A 22,645-nucleotide genomic window follows, 5' to 3' on the forward strand; every position below is an offset into this window, starting at 1 on the left:
TATAGGGTTTAAGCCATGAATCCTGCTGTTGTGCCCTGTACTGACCGCGCCCTCTGGGATGAGCACGTTGACCGGTTCCAGGGGCATCCGCAACAGTTGTGGGGCTGGGGTGAGACCAAGGGGGCGCACGGCTGGTCCGTGGACCGGGTCCTGGTGAAGGCCGGGGACGAAACGATCGGCGCCGCCCAGCTTCTGATCCGCCGGCTTCCTGTCCCGTTCCGTGCCCTGGTCTACATTCCCAGGGGTCCCATGTGCTCGGCGGACAACGCGCAGGTGGTCCTGAACCGGCTGGCGGAGCACGCTGCCCTCCGCCACCGGGGCGTGGCCCTCAGCATCGAACCGGACTGGGACCGGGACTCCGCTTTCGCCGGTGCCGTGGCCGCCGCCGGCTTCCGGGAGTCCACCAACACCGTCCTGATCCCGCGCACGCTCATCCTGGACCTCACCCGCTCCGACGACGAGCTGATGGCGGAGATGTCCAAGTCCACCCGGGCGAACATCCGCAAAGCCATGCGCAGCGACGTGGAGTTCCGCAAGGTCAAAAACGATTCCGAACTGGAACAGGTGCTGGCCATCTACCATGACACCGCGGAGCGCGCAGGCTTCGGCATCCACGAGGACCAGTATTACCGGGACATCTTCCGGAACCTCGGCGACTCCTCGCCGATCATCGCCGCGTTCGACGGCGAGCAAATGCTTGCGTTCACCTGGCTTTCGCGCAGCGGCGCCACAGCCTTCGAACTCTACGGCGGCGTCTCGGCGGAAGGACAGAAGCAGCGGGTGAACTACGGCGTGAAGTGGGCGGCCTTGCAGGCGATGCGGGAAGACGGCTGCAGCCGGTACGACTTCAACGGCCTCCTCAATGACGGCATCTCCGACTTCAAGAAGCAGTTCGCCAGGCACGAAAACATGCTCCTGGGAACATGGGAGAAGCCGCTGTCGCCGTTCTACCCCGCCTACTCGAAGGCCATGCCGCTGGCCCGCAAGGGCCTCCAGCAGGGGCGTCAGCTGCTGAAGGGCGCAGCCGGACGGGTCCGGAAGCTGCGTCCGGGAAGCTGACGGGGCTGCCACACAGGTTGGGCTAAGACAGAAGGGCGGCGGCGGGACCCTGGTGGGTGCCGCCGTCGCCCTTCCTGCTGCTGTGGCCGGCCTACAGGCCTGTGGTCACGGCGAAGGCCAGTGCCGGCCCGGCGCTGCCGGCCACCCGGTGGACGTTGACGGGGGCTTCCGCCGCCGCAATGAACGCGCTGCCGCCGCGTGCGAGTTCCAGGTCGCCCTTGGGGGAGTCGAGGTACACGGCGCCTGCCACCACAATGACCAGCGCCGCACCGGCCTGCGCCAGCGGGACTGGGCCCTCGTCCGGCCCCAGCTCAATGCGCTGCAACTGGAACTCCTTGAACGGCGGACGGAACAGTTCCTGGTCCATCACAGTCTTTTCCGCGTCCAGCATCGGCACGGCCACAGGGTGGAAGTCGATGGTGCGGAGGAGTTCAGGGACGTCCACGTACTTGGGCGTCAGCCCGCCGCGCAGGACGTTGTCCGATGAGGCCATGACTTCCACGCCCAGCCCGTGCAGGTATGCGTGCACGTTTCCGGCGGGAAGGTAGACAGCCTCACCCGGCGCCAGTGAGATCCTGTTCAGCAGCAGCGAGATCAGGACACCGGGGTCACCGGGATATTTTTCGTTGAGGCTGATGACCGTACCCAGCTCGGCCTGGTAGGGCTCAAGCGGAGAGCCGGAGAGCAGGGCTGCCACCACCCGGGCTGTTTCCTCTGCCACGCCCTGGCCGCCGGTGATCAGGCGTTCGAAGGCCCGGCGCAGTCCAGCGCCTTCGTCGGCGCCGGCAAGATCTCCAAGGAGCGCCTGGACCAATGTGGGGGCCTGCCCGCCCTCCGGGAAGGCATCCGCGATGTGCTGCAGGATCCTGCGGGTTTCATCGACCGCACGAAATCCACACAGCGCCTCGAACGGCGTCAGGGCGAAAATCATCTCCGGCTTGTGGTTGTCATCCTTATAATTCCGGTTCGCGGCACGGGCATCCAGGCCGGCTTCGTTTTCCCGCGCGAACCCCTCCCGGGCCTGTTCCAGGCTCGGGTGGACCTGGAGGGAGAGCGGCTGGGCGGCCGCAAGGATCTTGGCCAGGAACGGCAGCCGGGGGCCGAAGGCGGCGACGGATTCAGCACCCAGGAAACGCTCCGGGTCGGAGGAGATCAGGGAATCGAGCGGGCTCCGGGTCCCGTCCTCCGGCAGGTGCGCCACCGACGGCGAGTCAGAGTGGGCGCCGATCCACAGTTCGGCCTCGGGGCCGCCCGATTCGGGACGGCCCAGCAGCGAGGCGATGGCCGTCGTCGAACCCCAGGTGTAGTCCCGGAGGACGTTCTCAATCTCGTACAAATCTGTTCCGTTCCTCGATGGGTGGGATCTGACGGGTGGGCCCTAGAGCGGGGCGCACTGTCCGTTGGTGGCCACGAGCTGGCGAATGGCCTCTTCATTGCCTTCGAGCTTGAGCTTGGTGAGCATCTCCTCGGTGATCGGCTCGCCGTCCGGTGTTGTGGTCACCGGCGTGAAGTCCGACGGCGAGGGCTGCTGCACAGCATTGCCGCCAGTGGGCAGGGTGGCCGGGAGGGCTCCGGCGGCCTGGACATGTCCGGCGCCTGCCTGTGGAACTGCCATCACGTCGTCGGGAATTCCTGCCGACTGTGCCCCCTGGCCGGATGCCGACGCCAGCAGCTGGTCCACGCGCTCGTGGATCTGGTTGAAGTCAGGGTTCGTTGAGAACGACGGGTCAAAGTCCGGCGGTCCGATGGTGAGCCGCTTCACGTCCTTGCCCCGTGCCTTGATGGCGAGGTCCACGAAGCTGCCCAGCTGGGCTGAGGAAATGTTGGACTCCACCACCTTGGTACCGGCCCTGGCGATGTCCTCGAACTTGGACAGCAGGGTGGCGGGATCCAGCTGTTTCAGCATTGCCTGCTGCACGCACTGCTGGCGCTGGATGCGGGAATAGTCATCCACGTATTCGCGCGATCGCCCGTACCAGAGCGCCTGGGCGCCGTTCAGCGTCTGGTCCCCGGCCGGGATCCATCCGAGGGGCATCCCGTGGGTTTTGGTGGCCTCGTCGAAGTAGCCGCTCATGGGAACCCAGCCGCCGGCCTTGATCCGGATGCCGCCCATGGCGTCGATCAGGGTGGAGAAACCCTGCATGTCAACCAGAACATAGGCCTGGATCTGCATGCCCAGGGTCCCGGAGACGGCTTCCATGGTTGCCTGCGCGCCGGGGTCCTCCACAGCTGGGTAGAGGGCGGCGTGCTCGTTGGTGACCTCGGTGTTGATGGCATTGATCAGGCATTCGTCGCCACAGTTGTAACCGTCAGGATAGAGCGACCGCATGGGCGAGCCCTCGCTGAACTGCGCATTCTGGAAGTTCCGGGGAACGGAAATGATGGCGGTCTGGCCCGTCTGGGCGTCCACGCTCAGGACGGAGAGGCTGTCCGGACGGCGGCCGGTTCGGTCGTCCCCGGCATCGCCGCCCATCATGAGGAAGTTGTAGCGCCCGTCCACGGGTTTGATCGCCGGGCCGGACGAGAAGATGTTGCCAATCGCGTTCCGGCCAACGTTCAGCAGGTAGGCGGCATAGCCCATGGAGCCGCTGCCCAGGACCAACGCCAGCACCAGGGCGATGCCGACGGCGGGTCGCGCCCGCGGTGCCAGCAGGACGGGGCGGATGAGCCGCAGGGTATTCAGGAACAGAAACGCCCAGCCGATGGCCAGCGCCGCCAACACGACCACCAGCAGCAGCGACGTGACCGGGTTGGTCACGATGTTGATGACCAGGGTCCGGTTGACCAGCAACAGGACCACAGCCAGCAGCAGGAGCGCCCACACACCGAGCGTTACCCGCAGGGCCATGCGTCCCAGCTTGCGGTCGCCTGCCACGAGTTGGGCGCTGCCCGGCACCAGGAGCGTCAGCAGGACGAGCACAAAAGCACGCTTGGTACGGACAGCGGGGGAAGCACTCACCGGGTAGCGCACCGGATCCGTCAGCGACGCGCCCCGCCCGGTGTTGAGAACGCTGCTGCTGCTGGCCATGCCCGGCGCCCTAACGGCTGCCCCGAAGGGCGCTGGAGCCGCCCGGGAAGACTTCGCTGACTTTCTGCCGCAGGTTTGCGCCCTTGCGGGCCGCCACGGCGTTGAGGTCCGCTGCGAAGTCCAGGAGATCCGCGCGCAGGGAAGCGGCAAGTTCATCGGTGCCGGCGGCCAGCATCCGCACGGCCAGGAGCCCTGCGTTCCGGGCGCCCGCGATGGAGACCGTGGCCACCGGCACGCCTGCCGGCATCTGGACGATGGAGAGCAGCGAGTCCATCCCGTCGAGGGTCTTCAGGGGAACCGGAACCCCGATCACCGGCAGCGGGGTGACGCTGGCGAGCATGCCCGGCAGGTGGGCCGCGCCGCCGGCGCCGGCGATGATCACCCGCAGGCCGCGTTCGTGCGCTGTCTGGCCGTACCGGATCATTTCGGTGGGCATCCGGTGGGCTGAGACGACGTCCGCTTCAAAGGGGATGCCGAACTCGGCGAGGGCATCTGCAGCGGCCTCCATGACGGGCCAGTCGGAGTCGGAGCCCATGACCAGGCCCACCAGGGGGCTCGCTGCGGGACCGGCGGTGGCTTCGGCGCTCATGCGTTCTCCTCGAAAATTGCGGAAGGCTCTTCGGCAGCAATCCGCCCGTCGCGGATGATGCCCGCCACGGCCGTGGCCCGGCGGCGGACCGAATCCACCTCCGCAGTGGAACTGCCCAGCAGGTTGACGTGGCCGATCTTGCGTCCGGGCCGCACCGACTTGCCGTAGCAATGGACCTTGGCGGCCGGCTCGGAGGCCAGTGCCATGGGGTAGGCGGAGAACAGGTCCTGGTTCTCGCCGCCCAGGAAGTTCTTCATGACGGCCACGGGTGCCAGTGCATCGGTGGCGCCCAGGGGCAGGTTCAGGACCGCGCGAAGGTGTTGTTCGAACTGGCTGGTGATGGAACCATCCTGGGTCCAATGGCCCGTGTTGTGCGGCCGCATGGCCAGCTCGTTGATCAGGAAGCCAGCTCCCGCACCCGGGGTTTCGAACAGTTCCACGGCAAGGACGCCGGTGACGTCAAGCTCGGCGGCGATGCGCAATGCCGCGTCCTCGGCTGCGGCAGCTACCTCCAGCGGGATGTCCAGCGCGGGCGCGATCACCTCGTCGCAGACACCGTCCACCTGGATGGTGTGGACCACCGGCCAGGCCCTGGCCTCGCCGTCGGGGGTGCGTGCCACGAGCGCGGAGAGCTCACGGGTGAACTCGACCTTCGCCTCGGCCAGGAGGGGGCTCATGGCGGCAAACCAGTCAGCGGCCTCCGCGGCCTCTTCTGCTGAGGCGACGATCCGGACACCCTTGCCGTCATAGCCGCCCCGGGGGGTTTTCAGTACTATGGGCCAGCCTGTTTCGTCGCCGAATCGGACCAGGGCCTCAACGTCATCCACGGACGCCCAAACGGGGTTTGGCAATTCCAGCCGATCGATGGCGGCGCGCATTACCAGCTTGTCCTGGGCGTGGACCAGCGCGTCCGGTCCGGGCTGGACGTTGACACCGGCATCCTGCAGGGCACGGAGGTGGTCCGTCGGCACGTGTTCGTGGTCGAAGGTCATCACGTCCAGGCCCTTGGAGAACTCCAGGAGTGTCTGCAGGTCCTTGTAATCGCCGACCGGCGTTGCGGGCACGGCCGACACCGCGGAAACGTCCTCGCCCTCGGCGAGGACGCGGAGTTCAAAGCCGAGGGCTGTAGCGGCAGGGGCCATCATTCGCGCGAGTTGGCCGCCGCCAACCACGCCTATCACTGGAAAAGTCACATCTTCCAGCCTACCGAAGACAGGCCGAATCCCGCTTTTTTCGCCCCGGCGGGGGACGAGATTTTCAAGGGCGGAACGGCGGGCGCCTGCTTCTCCGGGGCGGCTCAAAGCTTTGGGGGCTAAAATGGACCCTTGGCCGAGTGGCCCACAGTTCGTCACGGCCATGGAGGGTCATGTTTAGCACACTTGCAGATCGTATCCGGGGGCTCGCCTCACTCTTTTGGCGCGAGGTGGCCAAGTTCGGCGCGGTGGGCGGTGTGGCCTTCGTCATCGACAACGGCCTGACCTATTACCTGATGCATGGCCCCATGACGGACAGCGAGGCGAAGGCGCGCTTTGTGGGCGCAACCGTTGCCACGGTCTTCTCATGGGTGGCAAACCGTTTCTGGACCTTCCGCCACCGGCGCCAGGCCAACGTGCTCCGCGAGTTTGTCATGTTTGTCATCATCAACGGCATTGGCATTGGCATCTCCACCGGCTTCACTGCGCTGGCCAAGTACGGGATGGGCATCGACGACAAGAACCTGCTGTTCCTGGCGGGTGTGGCCGGCATCCTGGTGGCTACGGTTGTCCGCTTCTTCGCGTACCGCTTCCTGGTCTTCAACCAGGAACTGGACCAGGAACCGGAGTTTTCCAACGACCACGAAATCATCGAAGGCCACCCGCACCGCGAACCCGTACGCGCGGCGGAGAGTCCCGCTTCCACTTCCGTCGACGGCGGCCCGCAGGCTTAGCGCCGCCGGCAGTCAATTGCCGTGAATGCGTTCGTCCGCCAGCAGTTTGTCGGTAAGTGCGACGTCCGCATGGGTTAACACCACGGAGCCGCCCTGCTGCCACGCTCCCAGCGCATCGGCCAGTGCAGTTTCGAGCCCGGCGCCGGCCGGAACATGCAGCCTGACGCCTTCAGCGTGCGGCAGGGCAAAGCCGGTGATCAGTTCTTTGTGCAAAATTGTCCGTCCCTCGCCGGTCACCAGAGCGCGGGCTGACGGATCCGGATCGGCGTGCGCCAGGAAGACATCCCCGTGCGACCGCACTTCTGCAGCGTAATCAAGGCAGCCGGCGGGTAGCTGGCCAGCCCATCGCATGGCCAGGGCCGGCAGCGCAACGGCGATTTCGGCGTCGTACTCTCCCTCCAAAGCGCCGGGGCTGTCTGTGGCCAGGAAGTCCGCCGCACCGCCGTCGAGCACCGTTTCCAGGCCAACCTGCCAGCCGGCCAGGGCCCAGACCAGTGCTTTCCAGTGCGCCGGAAGTGCAAGCCGCAGCCGCATGCCCGGCTCCGCGTCCAGTTCGTCCTGCAGGAGGTTGCTGGTCTTGGCCACCCAGTTGTCCAGGACCCGGCCGGACAGTTCCACCCGCTCGGAATCGGGGCCGTACCAGGTCAGGCGTGGTGCCGTGGAGTTGCCGGAACGGAGGCTCTGCATCAAGTCGATCGCGGGGATTGTCGTCATGGCTTCATCCTGCCACTGACCGATTCCCCGGGTCATCCGGCAGGAGCCCGTGGGTCCACCGTCACGGAAAGTGATGTTAATCACTAGCGCTGCTAAGCTTGCTTGCTATTTAGGCTGAAAGCAGGTATTTTTCCCGCCAGTGCAGGGTTTTTGGGGCTTTCCTGCCCGGATCCGCCCACTTGTAGGCTCCGCCACGCCGAGGCCGGTGAAAATCCCGGGCGTGGCGTGCACAAATTTCCGAACGGGGACTGTCTATTATCCCGGCGACGGCTTGACTAGCCCTAGTTACACACGTGTAATTAGGTATCTAAAGCAATTGCGTAAATACCGGCACACAACCGAGTGTCCATGTATCCAGGCAGTGGCTTAAACATCAGGAGGGTCGCCGTGGGGCAAGCAGAGCGTATCCAGGAAGATGCCGTCGTGGCCGGCCAGGCAACGGCAAAATACCGTGCGCGGGGGGTGCCGAGCGACTGGTACGTGGATCCCGCCGATCCTGGTGCTGCGGAGCGGTATAACAGGAATTCCGCCAGCGTCCTTGAGGATCAGGCCACGGCGTTCCTTGCCGCGCATGAAGCCCTCCTGGATGGCGGTGCAGAACCGGAAGACGACCTTGACCCCCCCATGGAACTGGCGGCGGCCGGGACGGCCCAGCCGGTGTGGATTGGATTGCCGCTCCAGCAGGACTTCGACGACGAGGGTGAGTTGGGCTGGCAGACGGACGCCTTGTGCGCCCAGACAGATCCGGAAGCCTTCTTTCCTGAGAAGGGCGGCTCGACCCGTGATGCCAAGAAGGTCTGTGGCGCCTGCAATGTGCGGTCACAGTGCCTTGAGTACGCGCTGGCCAACGACGAACGGTTCGGCATCTGGGGAGGCCTTTCCGAGCGTGAGCGGCGGCGGCTTAGGAAGCGAGCAATCTAATTCTTCAGGATGTCCATGTCACTGCCGTTGTGGTTGCCCACAACGGCAGTGCCTATCTGCCCAGAACCCTTTCAGCCCTGGCGGCCCAAACACGCCCGGCTGACCGCGCCGTCGGCGTGGACGCGGGATCCGGCGACGATTCATACAACCTCCTCAGGGAGGCCCTGGGTGACGCCGGCGTAACCAGGCACCCCCGGGGCAAGGGCGGCATGGGTGCCGCGGTCTCCGCCGCGCTTGCAGCGCTGGTGCCACTTGACGGAAACGCGGACGGCGGCAGGACGGAGTGGCTCTGGCTGCTCCACGACGACGCTGCGCCGGCGCCGGAAGCACTCGCTGAACTCTTGGGCGCCGTGGAGCGTGCACCCTCGGTAACCGTTGCCGGCTGCAAACAGTTGGACTGGCATTCGCCGCGGAAATTGATGGATGTGGGCCTCTCCACCAGCAGGTGGGCCGAGCGGCTTACCCTCATCGACGCCGATGAGATGGATCAGGGCCAGTACGACGGCCGCACCGACACTTTCGCCGTGAATTCTGCCGGCATGCTGGTGCGCCGGGATGTCTGGGAACAGTTGGGCGGTTTCGACCCCGCCTTGCCGGGCAGCGGCGACGACGTCGACTTTTGCTGGCGGAACCGCCTGGCAGGGCACCGCGTAGTGGTGGTCCCCGCAGCCCGGATGTTCCATGTGGCGCACCGGCCGCACGCCCTTGGAAACCCGTCCGCAGCCCGTAAAGCGCAGGTCCATCTGCGCCTAAAGCACTGCCCGCTCTGGATGGTGCCCGTCCATGGCATCGGCGCCTTGCTGGGCAGCCTCTTCAAGCTGGTCCTGAGCATCGTGGTCAAAGATCCGGGCCATGGCATCTCCCAGCTTCTGGCCACTTGCGCTGCCCTGGGCCGGCCCCGGGCGGTGGCCAAGGCCCGGCGGACAGCCAAACGTACGCGGCGCATCCGCCGGTCCGTCATCCGCAAACTCCAGACGCCCCGCCGGGAGGTATGGAGCCACCGCCGGTCCTTGATGGAGGCCCTGGGATCCGACGGGTCGGCCTCTGACCACCTCGTGCAGGATCCGCTCGCGCACCAGCCCACCGGAGACGCCGCGGACGACTTTGCCGCCCTGGCCACCAGCAAGCGCGGCTGGGTGGGCAACGGTGCCCTCGCCGCCGCCATCATCGCAGCAGTGGCCTCGCTCCTGGCGCTCGCAGGGCTGTTCCGTGCCCGGGCCGTAGCCGGCGGAGCGCTGATCCCTGTCTCGGCGGACCTGGGGGACATCTGGCACAACGCCTCCAGTTGGTGGGTCAGCCTGGGAGCGGGCCTTCCCGGCCGGGGCGATCCCTTTGGCTACGTCCTTTGGGTGATCGGCGTCGCCGGCGGAGGCGATGCCAACGCGGCCATGGCCTGGCTGCTTCTGCTCGCTGCCCCGCTGTCAGGACTCACGGCGTGGTTCGCCGCGGGCGGCGTGACCGAACGCCGTCGGCTCCGCTTCGCGGCGGCAATCTTCTGGGCCGCTGCGCCGGCCCTCCAGGCCGCGCTGAACCAAGGCCGGGCAGGTGCCTTGATCGCACACATTATGCTGCCGCTGGTAGTCCTGGGCCTCCTGCGGGCTACCGGCTCAGCAGTTGGCCATGGCCGTTTCAGCCTCACCTCAGCGTCCGGTTACGGACCCGGTGAGCAGCCCCCGGCCAAGGCAGGCATCAACGGAGTTCCATCGTGGACGGCAGCCGCAGCCGGAGGACTCGCCCTGGCTGTCACCACCGCGTCCGCGCCCTCCCTGCTCATCCCCGCAACTGTGGTCATCGTGCTGTGCGGCATCCTGCTCGGACGGCGTGGCCGGACAGTGTGGTGGGCGCTGCTCCCCAGCGCGGCCCTGTTTATCCCGTTTGCACTGTCCACCCTCGACAGGCCGCGCGCGCTCCTGGCCGACCCCGGGCTCCCCCTTGGATTCGACGCCGCCCCGCTGTGGCAGCAGATCCTGGGCCAGCCCCTGTCCTTCGACCCCGCCGGTGGCCTCCGGGGGCTCGCCGCCTTCCAGGGCGGGACGGCGCCGTGGGCCCTGCTCCTGGCTCTGCTCATTGCAGGGCCGGTGCTGGTCCTCGCCGTAGTAGGGCTCTTCAGCGCGGGGCGCAGGGCCCGTACTGCCAGATGGTTCTGGATCGGTTCGATTATCGCCCTGGCCGGCGGGTGGCTGGCAGGCCATGTTGCCACCGGACTGAACGCAGGTGTCATGGTGACGCCCTTTCCCGGGCCCGCCGTGTCCGCCGCGTCCTTTGCCCTCCTTGCCGCGGCGCTCCTCGGGTCGGAGCAACTGCTCTCAGCAGCGGACCGCGGAGCCGGTTCCGGGGCGAGGACCAGGCCGGCCGCCCGCGCCGGCCTGGCACTTGGCCTGGTGGTGTTGCTGGCCGGACCCCTGGCAGGCATGGCCGCCTGGTCCGCACAAAACTTGCTGCGTCCGGCCGGTACCGCCGCCGCACCGGCAAGCCAGGGCGGGGCCCCCGCTTCGAACCCGTCCGCTGACGGGAACGGGGGAGCGTTGGGCACTCCGCGGCTCGTGGAGGCCGCCACCCCACGGTCCCTTCCCGCCACCGCCGTCGACCGCGGCACCGGACCTGAACAGACGCGTACCCTCCTGCTCAGCACCGGAGACGACGGCACCTTTAACGCATCCCTGATGCGCGGGTCCGGCACCACCCTGGACAGCCTCTCTGCCATCGCCTCCGCCCGGAACATCATCGGGGCTCCCGGTGCGGAAGAGGTGCGCGATGACGACGACGTCACCGCAGCTGTCCGCCGCGTTGTGGCCACCATGGTCGCCGGGCAGGGCGTGGATCCCCGCACCGACCTCGAACAGCTTGGTGTCGGCTTTGTGGTGCTCCGCTCTGCGGACACCGCAGCCCAGCTGACCGCAAGCCGCATGGATGCAGTCCCGGGCCTGGTGGCCGTGGGGCAGACCGACGTCGGCTGGCTCTGGCGTATCAGCCCACTAAGCCAGGGGGGCTCCCAGGCCGCCGACGTTGCCCACCGGGTCCGTATTGTGGATGCCGGCGGGACGGCCACAGCGTTGGTCGCTTCCGGCACTGACGACGTCGACGCCGCTGTCCCGGCCGGCCCGGAAGGCCGGCTGGTGGTACTTGCCGAGCGGGCCGATCCCGGCTGGAGCGCCTGGTTCGACGGGCGGAAGCTGACTTCCACCACCTCCGGATGGTCTCAGGCCTTCACCCTTCCGGCATCGGCAGGCCAGCTGACGGTCCGTTACGAAAACCCGTGGTCATTCTGGGCTGCTGCCGCCCAAATAACAGTGATTGGGCTCACCGTCATCCTCGCCATCCCCATGCCGGCCCGGCGGCCGCGGACCGGCCTCTCCCGTGACGAGGGCTCCCTGCGTAAGGAACACCAACATGCATGAGCACACCCCACCGGCCGCCAAGGGCGGGGCTGGTGCCGGAACGCCGGACCCTGCCGAACCGCTGCTTCCAAGTGATCAGCAGGAAGTACCGGGCAAACCCGAGCCAGCCGGAAAGCCTGCTTCCAGCCATCCCGGAGCGGGGCAGGGCCGGAAGGCGTCCGGCCGCGGCGCCACCCGGCTGCCGGGCGGCAAGGGCCGCGCAGCTTCCATTGCCGGAGCCGCGGCGGGCATTCTTATTCTCGCCGGCGGCGGAGCCGTAGTGGCCGCCGGTTCCCAGATAGCGGGGCCTGCGTCGAGCCGGACTGTACCGGCCGCCGAAGCTGCCGTTCCCGCGGGTGCCAGCCTCGGCGTGTGCCCAGGCCCTGCACGCCTGCTCGAGGGCACCGATGCAGGCACCGATGCCCAGTTCCGGCCCGAATCCGCTACTGCGGCAACCAGGGTCAGTGCCGCAGTGCTGAGCGCCGGAGGTGTGCTGCCGGGAAGCCGGCTGGCGCACCTGGACGGAGGCGCCGCCGTCGAAATCGCCAAAGACCCGGGGCAGGCGCCCCCTGCCGGAGCCCCCCAGGATCTCCGTGCCGGAGTGGTGGCAGACCGGACCGTGGACCAGGTAAACGTCCTGAGCGCCAACGCCGTGGCAAACCAGAATGCGTCGGCCGCCGGAGCCATGAAGTACACGGCAATCGACGGCGACCTCCAGGGCAGCGCAGCGGCTAACTGCGGGACGCCCTCGAATGACCAGTGGCTGGCTGGTGCCAGCACCACTGTGGGCCGCACCTCCGTGCTGGCGTTGACCAACGCCTCCAGCACACCCGCCACAGTGAGCCTTGAATTGTTCGGTTCCGGCGGCCAAGTCCAGGCACCCGGGAGCCGGGGGCTGCTGGTTGCCCCCGGCACCACGCGCAGCGTAGTCCTCGCTGGTCTCGCGCCCAACGAGCCGCAGCTCAGCGTGCACGTCCGCAGTGCCGGTGGGCCGGTTGCAGCCTCCATCCAGCAAAGTTTCCTGCGCGGCCTCACCCCCGGTGGTGTGGACTACATCAGCCCGGGAACCGCCCCAGCTGTCCGCCAGCTGATGACCGGCGTGGACATCCAGGACCCTGCCGGGCTTGCCGCCCTGACGGCACAGCCCGGGTACCGGGATGCGGGACCAGCCCTCGAACTGACCGTTCCGGGCGCGTCAGATGCAGTGGTGGAAATCAAGCTGTACGGGCGGGACGGCCAGCACGCGCTGCCGACTGGCGGGGTGATCACCGCGAAAGCCGGTTCAACCACTGAGGTGTCCCTGGCAGGGGTGCCCGCCGGCCAGTACACGGTTGCCGCCTCATCCGACGTCTCCTTCCTCGCCGCCGCCCGCATGAGCCGCGGCCTTCAGGCGGGAAAGGCTTCGGATGTGGCATGGGCGGCATCGGCAGTACGGCTCGGCAGCCAGCACGTGGTTCCCGTCCCCAAGGGCGGCCAACGCCAACTGGTGTTCGGGGCCCTGGACACCCGGGCCACCATCACCTACGCGCCCATCACCGCGGACGGAAAGGTCCGTGCCGCTGCGTCGGCCGATATCGCCGGCGGGACCACCGCCTCCATCACCATTCCTGACCAGGCTGAAGGGGCCGACGTCGTGGGCTACGTTGTGTCCGCCTCCGGTGGTGCTGCCTACGGAGCGGTGCTGCTGGGGCAGGACGGCCGCAACGATGTCTCCTCCCTGGCCTTCCTGGCAGCCGCCGCAGGCCAGGAAACGGTCCCGGTCGCGCTGGGCTACTAGGCGGGAAACGGGCCGCACGTTTGCCTGCGGCCGGTGTCAGTAGCGGCGGCGGTACACCGGATCCAAAGTCTCCGGCGCCACGCCCAGCATTTCCGCCGTGTGTTCCACCACAACGTCGTGGACCAGGTCCTGCAGTTCTTCCACGCTGGAGCACGCCTGCTCCACCACCCGCCGGTACACCGTGATCATGGGGCCGTCCCCACCCGCCGCGGGCGTGTAGGAGCCCATCGGTGGAGCGGACGCATTCGCAGCCAGTTGCTCGAGGTCCGGCGGAATCTCGTCCACGCCGAACCGCACGCCGTCCAGGGTCTTGCCCCAGATGTCGTGCAGCCGCTGGGCCGAGTCCAGCACCATGTCGTCAAAGCGGTCGCCGCGCGTCCGGTAGCCGGGGTGGGCAGGCAACATGACCTCGCCGCGGAGGCCCCGCCCATGGCGGTTCCGGCGCCGCCTGGAGAAGCTCCTGCCGGTGGTCTCCCCACCCGTTGCCGCGGGGGCATCCGGGTCAGCCAACCGGACCGAAAAACCTGATTCATGGTTCGATGACTGCATACATTGACTGTAAACCCGGGGGAGGATTTCCGCGACACATCCCGTTGGCCCAGGGGGCGCGTCGGCCGGGCCGCAATGCGCGGCTTTTGGGCGGCGAAGGGGTAGTCTGTGATGTCGTGGGAGCTATCCGTCAATGTTCAAGGTCTGCCTGCCGCCAGTCGGCGGTAGCCACCCTGACGTACGTGTATGCAGATTCCACCGCCGTCCTGGGTCCGCTTGCCACCTACGCCGAACCGCACTGTTACGACCTCTGCGAGCAGCACGCTGATTCGTTGACGGTGCCCCGCGGCTGGGAAGTCCTGCGCCTGGCCATGCCTTCCACCCCGCAGCAGCCAGGACCCGATGACCTTTTGGCGCTCGCCAACGCTGTTCGCGATGCCGCCGCCCTCCCTCCTGAGCCGCAGGCACCCGCCCAGCGGGCACACCACTCCGCCCTTGAAGCTCCGGCCGGCACCGAAGGCGCACGTCGGGGGCACCTGCGGGTCCTACGGGAACCTTCCTGAGCCACATCTGGCGGTAGGCTGGAGCTGCACATCTTTTCCGCTACCGGCGCGAGCGCGCCCGCCAGGGAGCATGAACAAATGCCAAAGATCAGTCCCGAGCTGTTGTCCGTCCTGCGTTGCCCCGTGACCGGCTCGCCCCTGGTCCAGGAGGGCGAGGAGCTGGTGGCCACCGCCGCCGGGGCCACGGGAGCCAGGAACAGGTACGCCATCGAGGACGGGATCCCTTTGCTGCTGCCTCCGGAACTGCTTGGTGCAGCAGCCTCCGCAGGTTCTGACCAGCATGATCCCGCTGCGGCAGGGCACTAGTTCACCTGCATCCGTACGGACAGAAACAGCAGAACGGGGCCTGGACCAGGACCCGGACCAAGCAAAGGACCACCCATGACTTTTGACTACAAAGTTGCCGACATCTCCCTGGCGGAAGCCGGCCGGCACCAGATCCGCCTTGCCGAGCACGAAATGCCCGGCCTCATGTCCCTCCGTGAGGAGTTCGGCCCCACCCAGCCGCTCAAAGGTGCCAGGATCGCGGGTTCCCTGCACATGACGGTGCAGACCGCCGTGCTGATCGAGACGCTCACGGCGCTGGGCGCCGAGGTCCGCTGGGCCTCGTGCAACATCTTCTCCACCCAGGACGAGGCCGCCGCGGCCGTCGTGGTGGGCAAGGGCACGGTTGAGGATCCGCAGGGCGTGCCGGTGTTCGCCTGGAAAGGCGAGACCCTTGAGGAATACTGGTGGACCGCGGAACAGATCCTCACCTGGCCCGGCGCAGAGTCCAACCCCGAGCTTGGTCCCAACATGATCCTGGACGACGGCGGCGATGCCACCATGCTGGTGCACAAGGGCGTGGAGTTCGAGGCCGTGGGCAACGTACCCTCCGCTGATCCCGAGGATTCGGAGGAGTACGGTATCTTCCTCGGCGTGCTGCGCCGCTCCCTGGCCGCAGACGCGAAGAAGTGGACCAGGACGGCTGCCGCGATCAGGGGCGTCAGCGAGGAAACCACTACCGGTGTCCACCGGCTGTACCAGCTTGCAGACCAGGGCAAGCTGCTCTTCCCCGCCATCAACGTCAACGACTCCGTCACCAAGAGCAAGTTCGACAACAAATACGGCATCCGCCACTCCCTGCCCGACGGCATCAACCGGGCCACCGATGTACTGATGGGCGGCAAAGTCGCCGTCGTCTGCGGTTACGGCGATGTGGGCAAGGGCGCCGCGGAAGCGCTGCGCGGCCAGGGCTCGCGCGTCATCGTGACCGAGATCGACCCCATCTGCGCCCTGCAGGCCGCCATGGACGGCTACCAGGTGGCAAAGCTGGAATCAGTCCTCGCCCAGGGCGACATCTTCATCACCACCACCGGCAACAAGGACGTCATCCTGGCCAAGCACATGGCCGGCATGAAGAACAAAGCCATTGTGGGCAACATCGGCCACTTCGACAACGAAATCGACATCGCCGGCCTGGCCCGCATCCCCGGCATCAAAAAGGTTGAAATCAAGCCGCAGGTCCACGAGTGGGTCTTCGATGAGGGCAAGGACGCCGAGCGCTCCATCATCGTCCTGTCCGAAGGCCGGCTGCTCAACCTCGGCAACGCCACGGGCCACCCGTCCTTCGTCATGAGCAACTCGTTCGCCAACCAGACCATCGCCCAGATCGAGCTGTGGACCAAGCGGGACCAGCACGAGTATGAGAACAAGGTCTACGTCCTGCCCAAGGTCCTGGACGAAAAGGTGGCACGGCTGCACCTGGGCGCCCTGGGCGTGGAGCTCACCGAACTGAGCAAGGACCAGGCAGAATACCTGGACATCGACGTCGCCGGTCCCTACAAGCCCGAGCACTATCGTTACTGAGACGTAAGGGTCCGGGCGCAGCCAAGCGCCCGGGCCGTTATTTTCTGCACCTAGGATCAAAAACATGGAGCCTGATGTAAAGCCCCGGCGCCGGGGGACTGCCAAGAAAATCCTTGCCGTGGCAGCCGTATGTATCCTGGCTGCCGTGGGCGGGGTTTTCGCCGCCGTCGCTCCGGGCCTTGCGGGTGGACCCCTTGAATCGGAGGCAGGCTCCGCTCTGCGGACTTCGCCGGGCATCGCATCGCCCGTCGTGCCGCCGGTCAAGCTTGACGTGGTTCCCACCAACAATGCCAAGCAGGTGAATCCGGCCGCCCCGGTGTCCCTGAAGGTGGGCAACGGGATCATCCAGCGCGTCACCCTCGCCAGCATTTCGGGTAAGACGATCGACGGCAGCATTGACGCCAGCGGGACGTCATGGACCGCCACCGCGCCCCTGGAGTTCAACACCGAGTACAGCTACACCTACGTGGTCAAGGACACTGCAGGGCGGGAAACCAGCACAACCCAGTCCTTCAACACCGTCTCCAGCTCGCATGAGGCTGACGCCGCCATCTACCCGCTGAACGGCATGAAGGTTGGTGTAGGACAGCCCCTGCAGATCATCTTCAGCGAGCCCGTGACGAACCGCGCCGCGGTGGAAAAGGCCATCAAGATCACCACCACGGCAGGACAGGCCGGGGCGTTCCACTGGTACAGCGACACCATGGTCAGGTACCGCCCCGAAAACTTTTGGGCAGCCAACTCCACTATCACCATGGACATGCAGCTCTTCGGCGTTGACCTTGGAAACGGCCAGATTGCGAACTTCAACAAGAAAGTCAATGTCGCCATTGGGGACAAGAAGGTGGCCATCGCCGACGCCACGGCCCACACGTTCACGCTGAGCATCAACGACCAGCCCGTCAAGACCCTGCCCGTCAGTATGGGGGACAAGCGCTTCCCCTCCGCCAAGGGATACGCGGTACTGATGGAGAAGAACCGGTTCGACCACTTCAGGGCGGCAACCATCGGGCTGAAGCCCGGAGATCCCGCCTACTACGGTGAGGCTGACGTCGAATACACCATCCGCCTCACCCTGAGCGGTGCCTACATCCACCAGGCGCTCGAGTCCGCGTATCCGTACATCGGGAACACCAACGTATCCCACGGCTGCATCGGGTTCCTCCCGGACGGGGCAGCCTGGGTGTTCGACAACATGGGAACCGGTGACGTGGTCCAGATCATCAACACCGAAGGTGACTACGCTGCGAACACCGACGGGTATGGCGACTGGAACATTCCATGGAGCGAGTACGACAACTGAGTCAGTTGGCGAACGGCAGGCGCTGCAGCCGCTGGCCTGTTTCCGCGTTCCGCCGGCGTGCCTGCGACAACCTGGTGAACTCCCTGTTCCGCCGTTCGGCTACGACGGCGGCCAGGTAGTCATCCGGACCGGTCCCCGGCGGCGGGGGCGGGGCCACGTGTGCCGACAGTTCCTCGGCGATCGCCTGCGCCATACCGGCCCGGGACAGCGGAGCCATCCGCCCTGCCTGGCGGATGAACTGGGCGGCCCTGCGCGCCGTGGCGTCGGGGATGCGCCCAATGTCGGCCGCGGCAGCCCACGCCTGCAGGTAGGGCGGCACGAAAACCGGAACGGCTGCTTCCGCGGGAACCCGGCTGCGCACGGCGTAGGTTCCGGCGAGCAGGTCGCCGAGCCGCCTGGATTTGTCATTGAAGAGCGCCACGGCGAGGGCGAGCCCGCCGAATGTCAGGTAGATCTCGAGGAATCCGGTCAGCCCGCGGATCATGGCGTGCCGGAACCGGATGGCGCCGCCGTCCTCACGCACTACCCGCAGACCCGTTGCCAGTTTGCCGAGCGACCTGCCCCGGCTTAGTGTTTCCACTCCCACCGGCAGCACCACCAGGCAGAATACGACGGCGGCCAGGCCAAGGGCGCGGGCAGCGGCACCGTCCAGGTCAGCACCGGCGGCGGACAGGCCAACCATGAAGAGCACGAGCAGGACCACGTGGGCGACGACATCGATGACCAGGCCAAGGGCCCGGGCAGCAAAGCTGGCGGGCCGGAGCTCGAGTACGACTGCCTCGCCGGTGATTATATGGCTCACACTGCGTCCTTGCCCTTCGCTGCCGGTGATGCGGACGATCCGATGGTGCGGAGGGTCAAAGTCTAATGCCGGGCGCTAGGCTGTAGCCGTGGACATGGATGCCTTCGCCGCCGTTAACGCCGACAAGTGGGCGCGGCTGCAGGAGCTGGCCGGCAAAGGCAGGCTCACGGGTGCCGAGTCCGATGAATTGCTGACGCTCTACCAGTCAACGTCCGGCCACCTGTCACTGGTCCGCTCCGTGGCCCCGGAGAGCGGGTTGTCTGCCTCCCTCTCAGCTACGCTGGCCCAAGCCAGGACCCGCTTTACCGGTGCACGGTCCAATGCCATGGCTGACCTGGCCAGGTTTTTCGTGGTGGCCCTGCCGGCGGCGCTGTACCGGCTGACCTGGCTTACCCTGGCGTGCGGGACGGCTTTCGTCCTGATAGCCGCTGCGTACGCGGCATGGATCGGTACGTCCCCGGAGGCGCTCAGGGCCGTGGCCTCCGAGAGCGCGGCCGCCCAGTACGTGGACCAGGACTTCACCAATTACTACTCGGAGAACCCGGCAGCGTCCTTCGCCGGTGCCGTGTGGACCAACAATGCGTGGATCTGTGCGCAGGCCGTGGCCCTGGGGATCACGGGGGTTTGGGTGCCCATGATCCTGTTCGGCAATGCCCAGGGGGTGGGCATTGCCGCCGGAATCTTCGCGTCCGCCGGTAAATCCGACGTCTTTTTCAGCTATATCCTGCCGCACGGACTGATGGAGCTGACCGCCGTTTTTGTTGCCTCGGCGGCCGGACTGCGGATCTTCTGGGCCATGGTCTCGCCCGGGTCCCGGACCAGGGGCCGGGCAGTGGCGGACGAAGGCCGGTCCCTGATCACCGTGGCCCTGGGGTTGGTCCTCGTACTGTTCGTCTCGGGACTGGTGGAAGGGTTTGTCACTCCCAGTCCGCTCCCTGCCTGGGCAAGGATCGGCATCGGCGCGGCAGTTCTCGGCGCGTACTGGATTTACGTCCTGGTGTGGGGCAGGAGGGCCTTCCTCGCCGGGGAACGCGGCGACCTCCGCCGGGAAGACGCCGGCTACGCCGAAATCGCTGCCTGAATCGTTGTAATCCTGCCGGGGTGGTTCCTCGCCCAGTGGAAGTCCCGGACGGTAGGCTCGTCAGCAGAATCAATCGCGCCGGCGGAATGGCACCGGCGCGGAACCCAACGGAAGTGACGCTGCTGTGAATGACGAAACACCGGTCCGCGCCAAAAGCGCTGCGCCGCAGCCGGAACCTTTGCTGGATACCTCCGGGGATTCCGACGAGCCCGCGTTCTCCTGGCTGACGCCCACTGATGGCGACAACTCCGCTGGCGAAGAGCCTGCCGGCGACAAGCCCGACGCGGGAGAACCTGAAGGGGATAAGCCTGGCCGGCACGGATCCACCGCTGGGGGCAACGCCGGCCAGCCCGAGAGCCGCGCCCACCGCAAGGCGGCGGAAGCCGCCGTCGGATCCTCCGCCCCCGGAATTCATGCTGCCGGTCCGTCAGCTGCCGGACGTCCCGCCGCCGGATCGTCCGCCGCCTCCCCGCGGGAGGAGCCCGCCGGCGCCGACGGTTCGCCAGTCTTCAAGGAACCCCTTCCCACTTCTGCCCTGCACGTCCGTCCCCCGGAGGAGGAAGTGGAGCGCCGCAATGCCCAGCGCGAAAGCGCCGCGAACGCCAAGCCCGTGGCGCCGCGCGTCATGCAGGTCCTGCTGGCCATCATCTACCCTTTCATCCTCCTGATCCTTGCCGTCCGCGCCGTGACAACGCCGCTCTTCCTCTGGGTGGAGTACAACCGTCCCGGTTTCCCGGGCGACGGCTACGGCTTCAGCACCGACGACAGGATGACTTACGGCTCCTACGCCGTTGACTACCTCATCAACTGGTCGGGCCCCAGGTACCTGGGTGATCTGGTGCAGCGCGGCGGCGAAAAACTCTTCAAAGACGGCGAAGTCAGCCATATGGCGGACGTCAAGGTGGTCATCCTTTCCACCTTTGGTGCCGGTGCGCTGCTGCTCCTCCTGGCGCTGATCGCCATCCTGTACCTGCGCCGGCGCAGCACTGGCGGGATACGGCGCGGCCTCTTCGCAGGCTCCATCATCACGTTGGTCCTGATACTGGGCCTGGGCACGCTGGCGGCCCTGGGGTGGCAGCAGTTCTTCACCGAATTCCACCGGATCTTCTTCGCTGAGGGGTCGTGGACCTTCAGCCTGGACGATACCCTTATCAGGCTGTTCCCCAGCCAGTTCTGGATTGACGCCGGCATCGCCATCGGCGGCCTGGTGCTCCTGGCATCCATCGTGACGCTGGTGCTCACCTGGCCCACCCGCCGCCGCCGCGGTATTGCGCGGGAGGAAAAGCAGGTGGACGCGGAGCAGGAGACGGTGGATCAGCCGTAGATTTTGGCGATCTCCGCCTGGAACTCCTGCACGACGGCGGTCCGCTTCAGTTTCAGGGACGGCGTCAGGTGTCCGGACTCCACACTGAACTCTGCGTCCAGCAGCCTGAAAGTGCGCACCGACTCCGCCTTGGACACCATCTGGTTGGCAAGATCCACCGCCTCCTGAAGGGCGGCCAGGATCTGAGGGTCGCCCGCAGCCTCATTGAGGGGGAGCGGCGGCAGGTTACGCTCAGCCCGCCAGTTGGCAACGCCTTCCGGGTCCAGGGTCAGCAGGGCTGAGACGAAGGGCCTGCCGTCGCCCACCACCACGGCGTGGGCCACCAGCTGGTGGGTGCGGATCTTTTCCTCGAGCGGCCCCGGGGCCACGTTCTTGCCGCCCGCCGTGACCAGCAGATCCTTCTTCCGGCCCGTTACGGTGAGGAAGCCGTCCTTGTCCAGGGCGCCCAGGTCGCCGGTGCGGAAGAAGCCGTCCACGAACGCCTCAGCGTTCGCCGTCGGGTTGGCGTGGTAGCCCCTGAAGACGCCGATGCCCTTAACCAGGATTTCGCCGTCCTCGGCCACACGGATGGTGGTGCCCGGAACAGGTATCCCCACTGTTCCCACCTTGGTGCGTGACGGGGTGTTGGCCGTGCAGGGCGCCGTGGTCTCGGTCAAGCCGTAACCCTCGAGGACGGGAATCCCCACGCCACGGAAGAAGTGTGCGTCCTCGGATGCCAGGGGACTGGCTCCGGAAACGGTGTATCCCACCTCGCCGCCCAGCGCCTGGCGCAGCCTCGGATAGACCAGGCGGTCGTACACCGCATGCCGGGTCCGGCTCAGCAGACCGGGACCCAGACCGTTGCCCCGGTTCTGCCGGTCCTGTTCCCGGGAGTATTCGATGGCGGCCGCCGAAGCAGCGTCGAACAGCCTACCCCTGCCTGCCACGGCGGCCTTGTGCGCTGCCGTTGCCCGGACCTTTTCGAAGATGCGCGGCACCACCAGCAGGAAGGTGGGCCGGAACGTCCCGAGGTCTTCCAGCAGCTGCGCGGCGCCGGGAGTGTGCCCCAGGGTTGCCCCCGCGGCCAGGCAGACCACCTGGACGGCCCGGGCCAGCACATGGGCCAGCGGCAGGAACATCAGGGTGCGCGCCTGGTCCTTTTGCAGGATTTCCGGCAGGAATGCAACGATGTTCCTCGCCACCAGGGCGAAGTTCCCGTGCGTGATCTCGCATCCCTTGGGCTTGCCCGTGGTGCCCGATGTGTAGACCAGCGAGGCGAGATCGGCCAGCCCCGCGCGGCTTCGTTGCCGCTCCAGCTCTGCATCGCTGACTCCGGTGCCTGCAGCGGCGAGGCTGGCAAGATCCGGGGCCTCGCCGTCGTAATCCATCCGCACCACGTTGACCAGCCGGTCGCTGAGTTCGGCAGAACCGGCCACCACGCCACCGACCAGCTGTACGATGCCGCGGTCACCTGCGAAAACGCGGCGGACCCCCGCGTCCTGGATGATCCACTGCACCTGGCTGGCGGAGGAGGTTTCGTAGATGGGCACCGTGACGCCGCCGGCGAACCAGATGGCGAAGTCCACCAGGGTCCACTCATACGAGGTGCGGGACATGACGGCCACGGTGTCGCCGGGTTCCAGGCCCCCTGCGATCAGTCCCTTGGCAAGGGCGGTGACGTCCTGCAGGAACTTCTGGGCGGAAACATCCACCCAGCCGTTGGGCCCTTTTCGCCGGTACAGCGCGTGGGCCGGGTTGGCGGCGTGCTGCTCCAGCAGCAGGTCAGTCACGTTGCTGTCGGCGTCAAGCTCAACCAGCAGTTCCGTGCTCGCTTCTCTCACAGCAGGTCTCCGTTTCCGCTGCC

19 protein-coding genes are annotated in these 22,645 nt (G+C 66.9%); 11 read left to right on the top strand and 8 right to left on the bottom strand.

All coding sequences use genetic code 11. The features are described from left to right. Positions 1-15: 15 nt before the first annotated feature. Positions 16-1,059, top strand: coding sequence for a peptidoglycan bridge formation glycyltransferase FemA/FemB family protein (locus J7I84_RS03565; RefSeq protein ID WP_214940697.1), 1,044 nt, complete (start codon positions 16-18; stop codon positions 1,057-1,059). Positions 1,060-1,150: 91 nt separating this feature from the next. On the opposite strand, the gene manA is transcribed toward J7I84_RS03565, so the two are convergent. The 4 genes from manA to J7I84_RS03585 are packed head-to-tail and all read right to left on the bottom strand — an operon-like array spanning position 1,151 to position 5,869. Then, the gene (gene manA / locus J7I84_RS03570) at positions 1,151-2,395 is read right to left on the bottom strand and encodes a mannose-6-phosphate isomerase, class I (protein WP_214940698.1); all 1,245 of its coding nucleotides are present in this window, start codon (positions 2,393-2,395) and stop codon (positions 1,151-1,153) included. 42 nt (positions 2,396-2,437) lie between these two features. Next, positions 2,438-4,087 (bottom strand): LCP family protein, encoded by a 1,650-nt coding sequence (locus J7I84_RS03575; protein WP_214940699.1) that lies wholly within the window; start codon positions 4,085-4,087, stop codon positions 2,438-2,440. 10 nt (positions 4,088-4,097) lie between these two features. Continuing rightward, entirely contained in the window at positions 4,098-4,676 is a 579-nt protein-coding gene (gene purE / locus J7I84_RS03580; protein WP_214940700.1) for a 5-(carboxyamino)imidazole ribonucleotide mutase, read from the bottom strand. After that, complete coding sequence (locus J7I84_RS03585) at positions 4,673-5,869, bottom strand: 5-(carboxyamino)imidazole ribonucleotide synthase (RefSeq protein WP_214940701.1); 1,197 nt, start codon at positions 5,867-5,869, stop codon at positions 4,673-4,675. Before J7I84_RS03585 ends, purE begins: the two co-directional genes overlap by 4 nt. A gap of 173 nt (positions 5,870-6,042) precedes the next feature. On the opposite strand from J7I84_RS03585, the gene J7I84_RS03590 reads away from it, so the two are divergent. After that, positions 6,043-6,603, top strand: a complete 561-nt coding sequence (locus tag J7I84_RS03590; protein ID WP_214940702.1) for a GtrA family protein — start codon at positions 6,043-6,045, stop codon at positions 6,601-6,603. Positions 6,604-6,615: 12 nt separating this feature from the next. Here the strand turns inward: J7I84_RS03590 and J7I84_RS03595 are convergent, their stop codons facing one another. Then, a complete protein-coding gene (locus J7I84_RS03595) occupies positions 6,616-7,317 on the bottom strand; it encodes a TIGR03089 family protein (protein ID WP_214940704.1) in 702 nt (233 codons plus the stop codon). Positions 7,318-7,704: 387 nt separating this feature from the next. Here J7I84_RS03595 and J7I84_RS03600 point away from each other — a divergent pair, with 387 nt between their 5' ends. The 3 genes from J7I84_RS03600 to J7I84_RS03610 are packed head-to-tail and all read left to right on the top strand — an operon-like array spanning position 7,705 to position 13,392. Further along, the gene (locus J7I84_RS03600; RefSeq protein ID WP_214940705.1) at positions 7,705-8,238 is read left to right on the top strand and encodes a WhiB family transcriptional regulator; all 534 of its coding nucleotides are present in this window, start codon (positions 7,705-7,707) and stop codon (positions 8,236-8,238) included. 29 nt (positions 8,239-8,267) lie between these two features. Beyond that, positions 8,268-11,636: a glycosyltransferase gene (locus tag J7I84_RS03605; protein WP_214940706.1), complete on the top strand. Its 3,369-nt coding sequence runs from the start codon at positions 8,268-8,270 to the stop codon at positions 11,634-11,636. After that, positions 11,629-13,392 (top strand): DUF5719 family protein, encoded by a 1,764-nt coding sequence (locus J7I84_RS03610; RefSeq protein WP_214940707.1) that lies wholly within the window; start codon positions 11,629-11,631, stop codon positions 13,390-13,392. The genes J7I84_RS03605 and J7I84_RS03610 overlap by 8 nt, the downstream gene beginning before the upstream one ends. 36 nt (positions 13,393-13,428) lie before the next feature. Here J7I84_RS03610 and J7I84_RS03615 read toward each other — a convergent pair whose 3' ends face one another. Continuing rightward, on the bottom strand, positions 13,429-13,941 hold the full coding sequence (locus J7I84_RS03615; protein ID WP_214940708.1) for a metallopeptidase family protein: 513 nt from the start codon (positions 13,939-13,941) through the stop codon (positions 13,429-13,431). Between the two features lie 116 nt (positions 13,942-14,057). Between J7I84_RS03615 and J7I84_RS03620 the strand changes: the two genes are divergently transcribed. From J7I84_RS03620 to J7I84_RS03635, 4 genes are all read left to right on the top strand, one after another. Further along, complete coding sequence (locus J7I84_RS03620) at positions 14,058-14,444, top strand: DUF3499 domain-containing protein (protein ID WP_159632513.1); 387 nt, start codon at positions 14,058-14,060, stop codon at positions 14,442-14,444. 78 nt (positions 14,445-14,522) lie between these two features. Beyond that, a complete protein-coding gene (locus J7I84_RS03625; protein WP_214940709.1) occupies positions 14,523-14,750 on the top strand; it encodes a hypothetical protein in 228 nt (75 codons plus the stop codon). Between the two features lie 75 nt (positions 14,751-14,825). Then, complete coding sequence (gene ahcY, locus J7I84_RS03630; protein WP_214940710.1) at positions 14,826-16,292, top strand: adenosylhomocysteinase; 1,467 nt, start codon at positions 14,826-14,828, stop codon at positions 16,290-16,292. Between the two features lie 64 nt (positions 16,293-16,356). Continuing rightward, the gene (locus J7I84_RS03635; RefSeq protein ID WP_214940712.1) at positions 16,357-17,595 is read left to right on the top strand and encodes an Ig-like domain-containing protein; all 1,239 of its coding nucleotides are present in this window, start codon (positions 16,357-16,359) and stop codon (positions 17,593-17,595) included. A gap of 1 nt (position 17,596) precedes the next feature. Here J7I84_RS03635 and J7I84_RS03640 read toward each other — a convergent pair whose 3' ends face one another. After that, positions 17,597-18,397 (bottom strand): RDD family protein, encoded by an 801-nt coding sequence (locus tag J7I84_RS03640; protein ID WP_214940714.1) that lies wholly within the window; start codon positions 18,395-18,397, stop codon positions 17,597-17,599. 88 nt (positions 18,398-18,485) lie between these two features. Here J7I84_RS03640 and J7I84_RS03645 point away from each other — a divergent pair, with 88 nt between their 5' ends. Beyond that, the gene (locus J7I84_RS03645; RefSeq protein WP_214940716.1) at positions 18,486-19,478 is read left to right on the top strand and encodes a stage II sporulation protein M; all 993 of its coding nucleotides are present in this window, start codon (positions 18,486-18,488) and stop codon (positions 19,476-19,478) included. 124 nt (positions 19,479-19,602) lie between these two features. Then, positions 19,603-20,802 (top strand): TIGR01906 family membrane protein, encoded by a 1,200-nt coding sequence (locus tag J7I84_RS03650; protein WP_214940718.1) that lies wholly within the window; start codon positions 19,603-19,605, stop codon positions 20,800-20,802. Here the strand turns inward: J7I84_RS03650 and J7I84_RS03655 are convergent. Further along, positions 20,793-22,622 carry a long-chain fatty acid--CoA ligase gene (locus J7I84_RS03655; RefSeq protein ID WP_214940722.1) on the bottom strand — a complete coding sequence of 610 codons (1,830 nt, stop codon included), beginning with the start codon at positions 22,620-22,622 and terminating at the stop codon, positions 20,793-20,795. The genes J7I84_RS03650 and J7I84_RS03655 overlap by 10 nt on opposite strands. Positions 22,623-22,645: the final 23 nt, after the last annotated feature.

It is taken from the genome of Arthrobacter sp. ISL-85 (assembly GCF_018613675.1).
GTDB lineage: Bacteria > Actinomycetota > Actinomycetes > Actinomycetales > Micrococcaceae > Arthrobacter.

What these genes read in the sequence shown, in the direction of transcription:
- J7I84_RS03635 (WP_214940712.1), top strand. Translation starts at nt 16,357, where the DNA reads ATGGAGCCTGATGTAAAGCCCCGGCGCCGGGGGACTGCCAAGAAAATC.
- J7I84_RS03595 (WP_214940704.1), bottom strand. Translation starts at nt 7,317, where the DNA reads ATGACGACAATCCCCGCGATCGACTTGATGCAGAGCCTCCGTTCCGGC.
- J7I84_RS03565 (WP_214940697.1), top strand. Translation starts at nt 16, where the DNA reads ATGAATCCTGCTGTTGTGCCCTGTACTGACCGCGCCCTCTGGGATGAG.
- J7I84_RS03615 (WP_214940708.1), bottom strand. Translation starts at nt 13,941, where the DNA reads ATGCAGTCATCGAACCATGAATCAGGTTTTTCGGTCCGGTTGGCTGAC.
- J7I84_RS03590 (WP_214940702.1), top strand. Translation starts at nt 6,043, where the DNA reads ATGTTTAGCACACTTGCAGATCGTATCCGGGGGCTCGCCTCACTCTTT.
- ahcY (WP_214940710.1), top strand. Translation starts at nt 14,826, where the DNA reads ATGACTTTTGACTACAAAGTTGCCGACATCTCCCTGGCGGAAGCCGGC.
- J7I84_RS03625 (WP_214940709.1), top strand. Translation starts at nt 14,523, where the DNA reads ATGCCAAAGATCAGTCCCGAGCTGTTGTCCGTCCTGCGTTGCCCCGTG.
- purE (WP_214940700.1), bottom strand. Translation starts at nt 4,676, where the DNA reads ATGAGCGCCGAAGCCACCGCCGGTCCCGCAGCGAGCCCCCTGGTGGGC.
- J7I84_RS03610 (WP_214940707.1), top strand. Translation starts at nt 11,629, where the DNA reads ATGCATGAGCACACCCCACCGGCCGCCAAGGGCGGGGCTGGTGCCGGA.
- J7I84_RS03575 (WP_214940699.1), bottom strand. Translation starts at nt 4,087, where the DNA reads ATGGCCAGCAGCAGCAGCGTTCTCAACACCGGGCGGGGCGCGTCGCTG.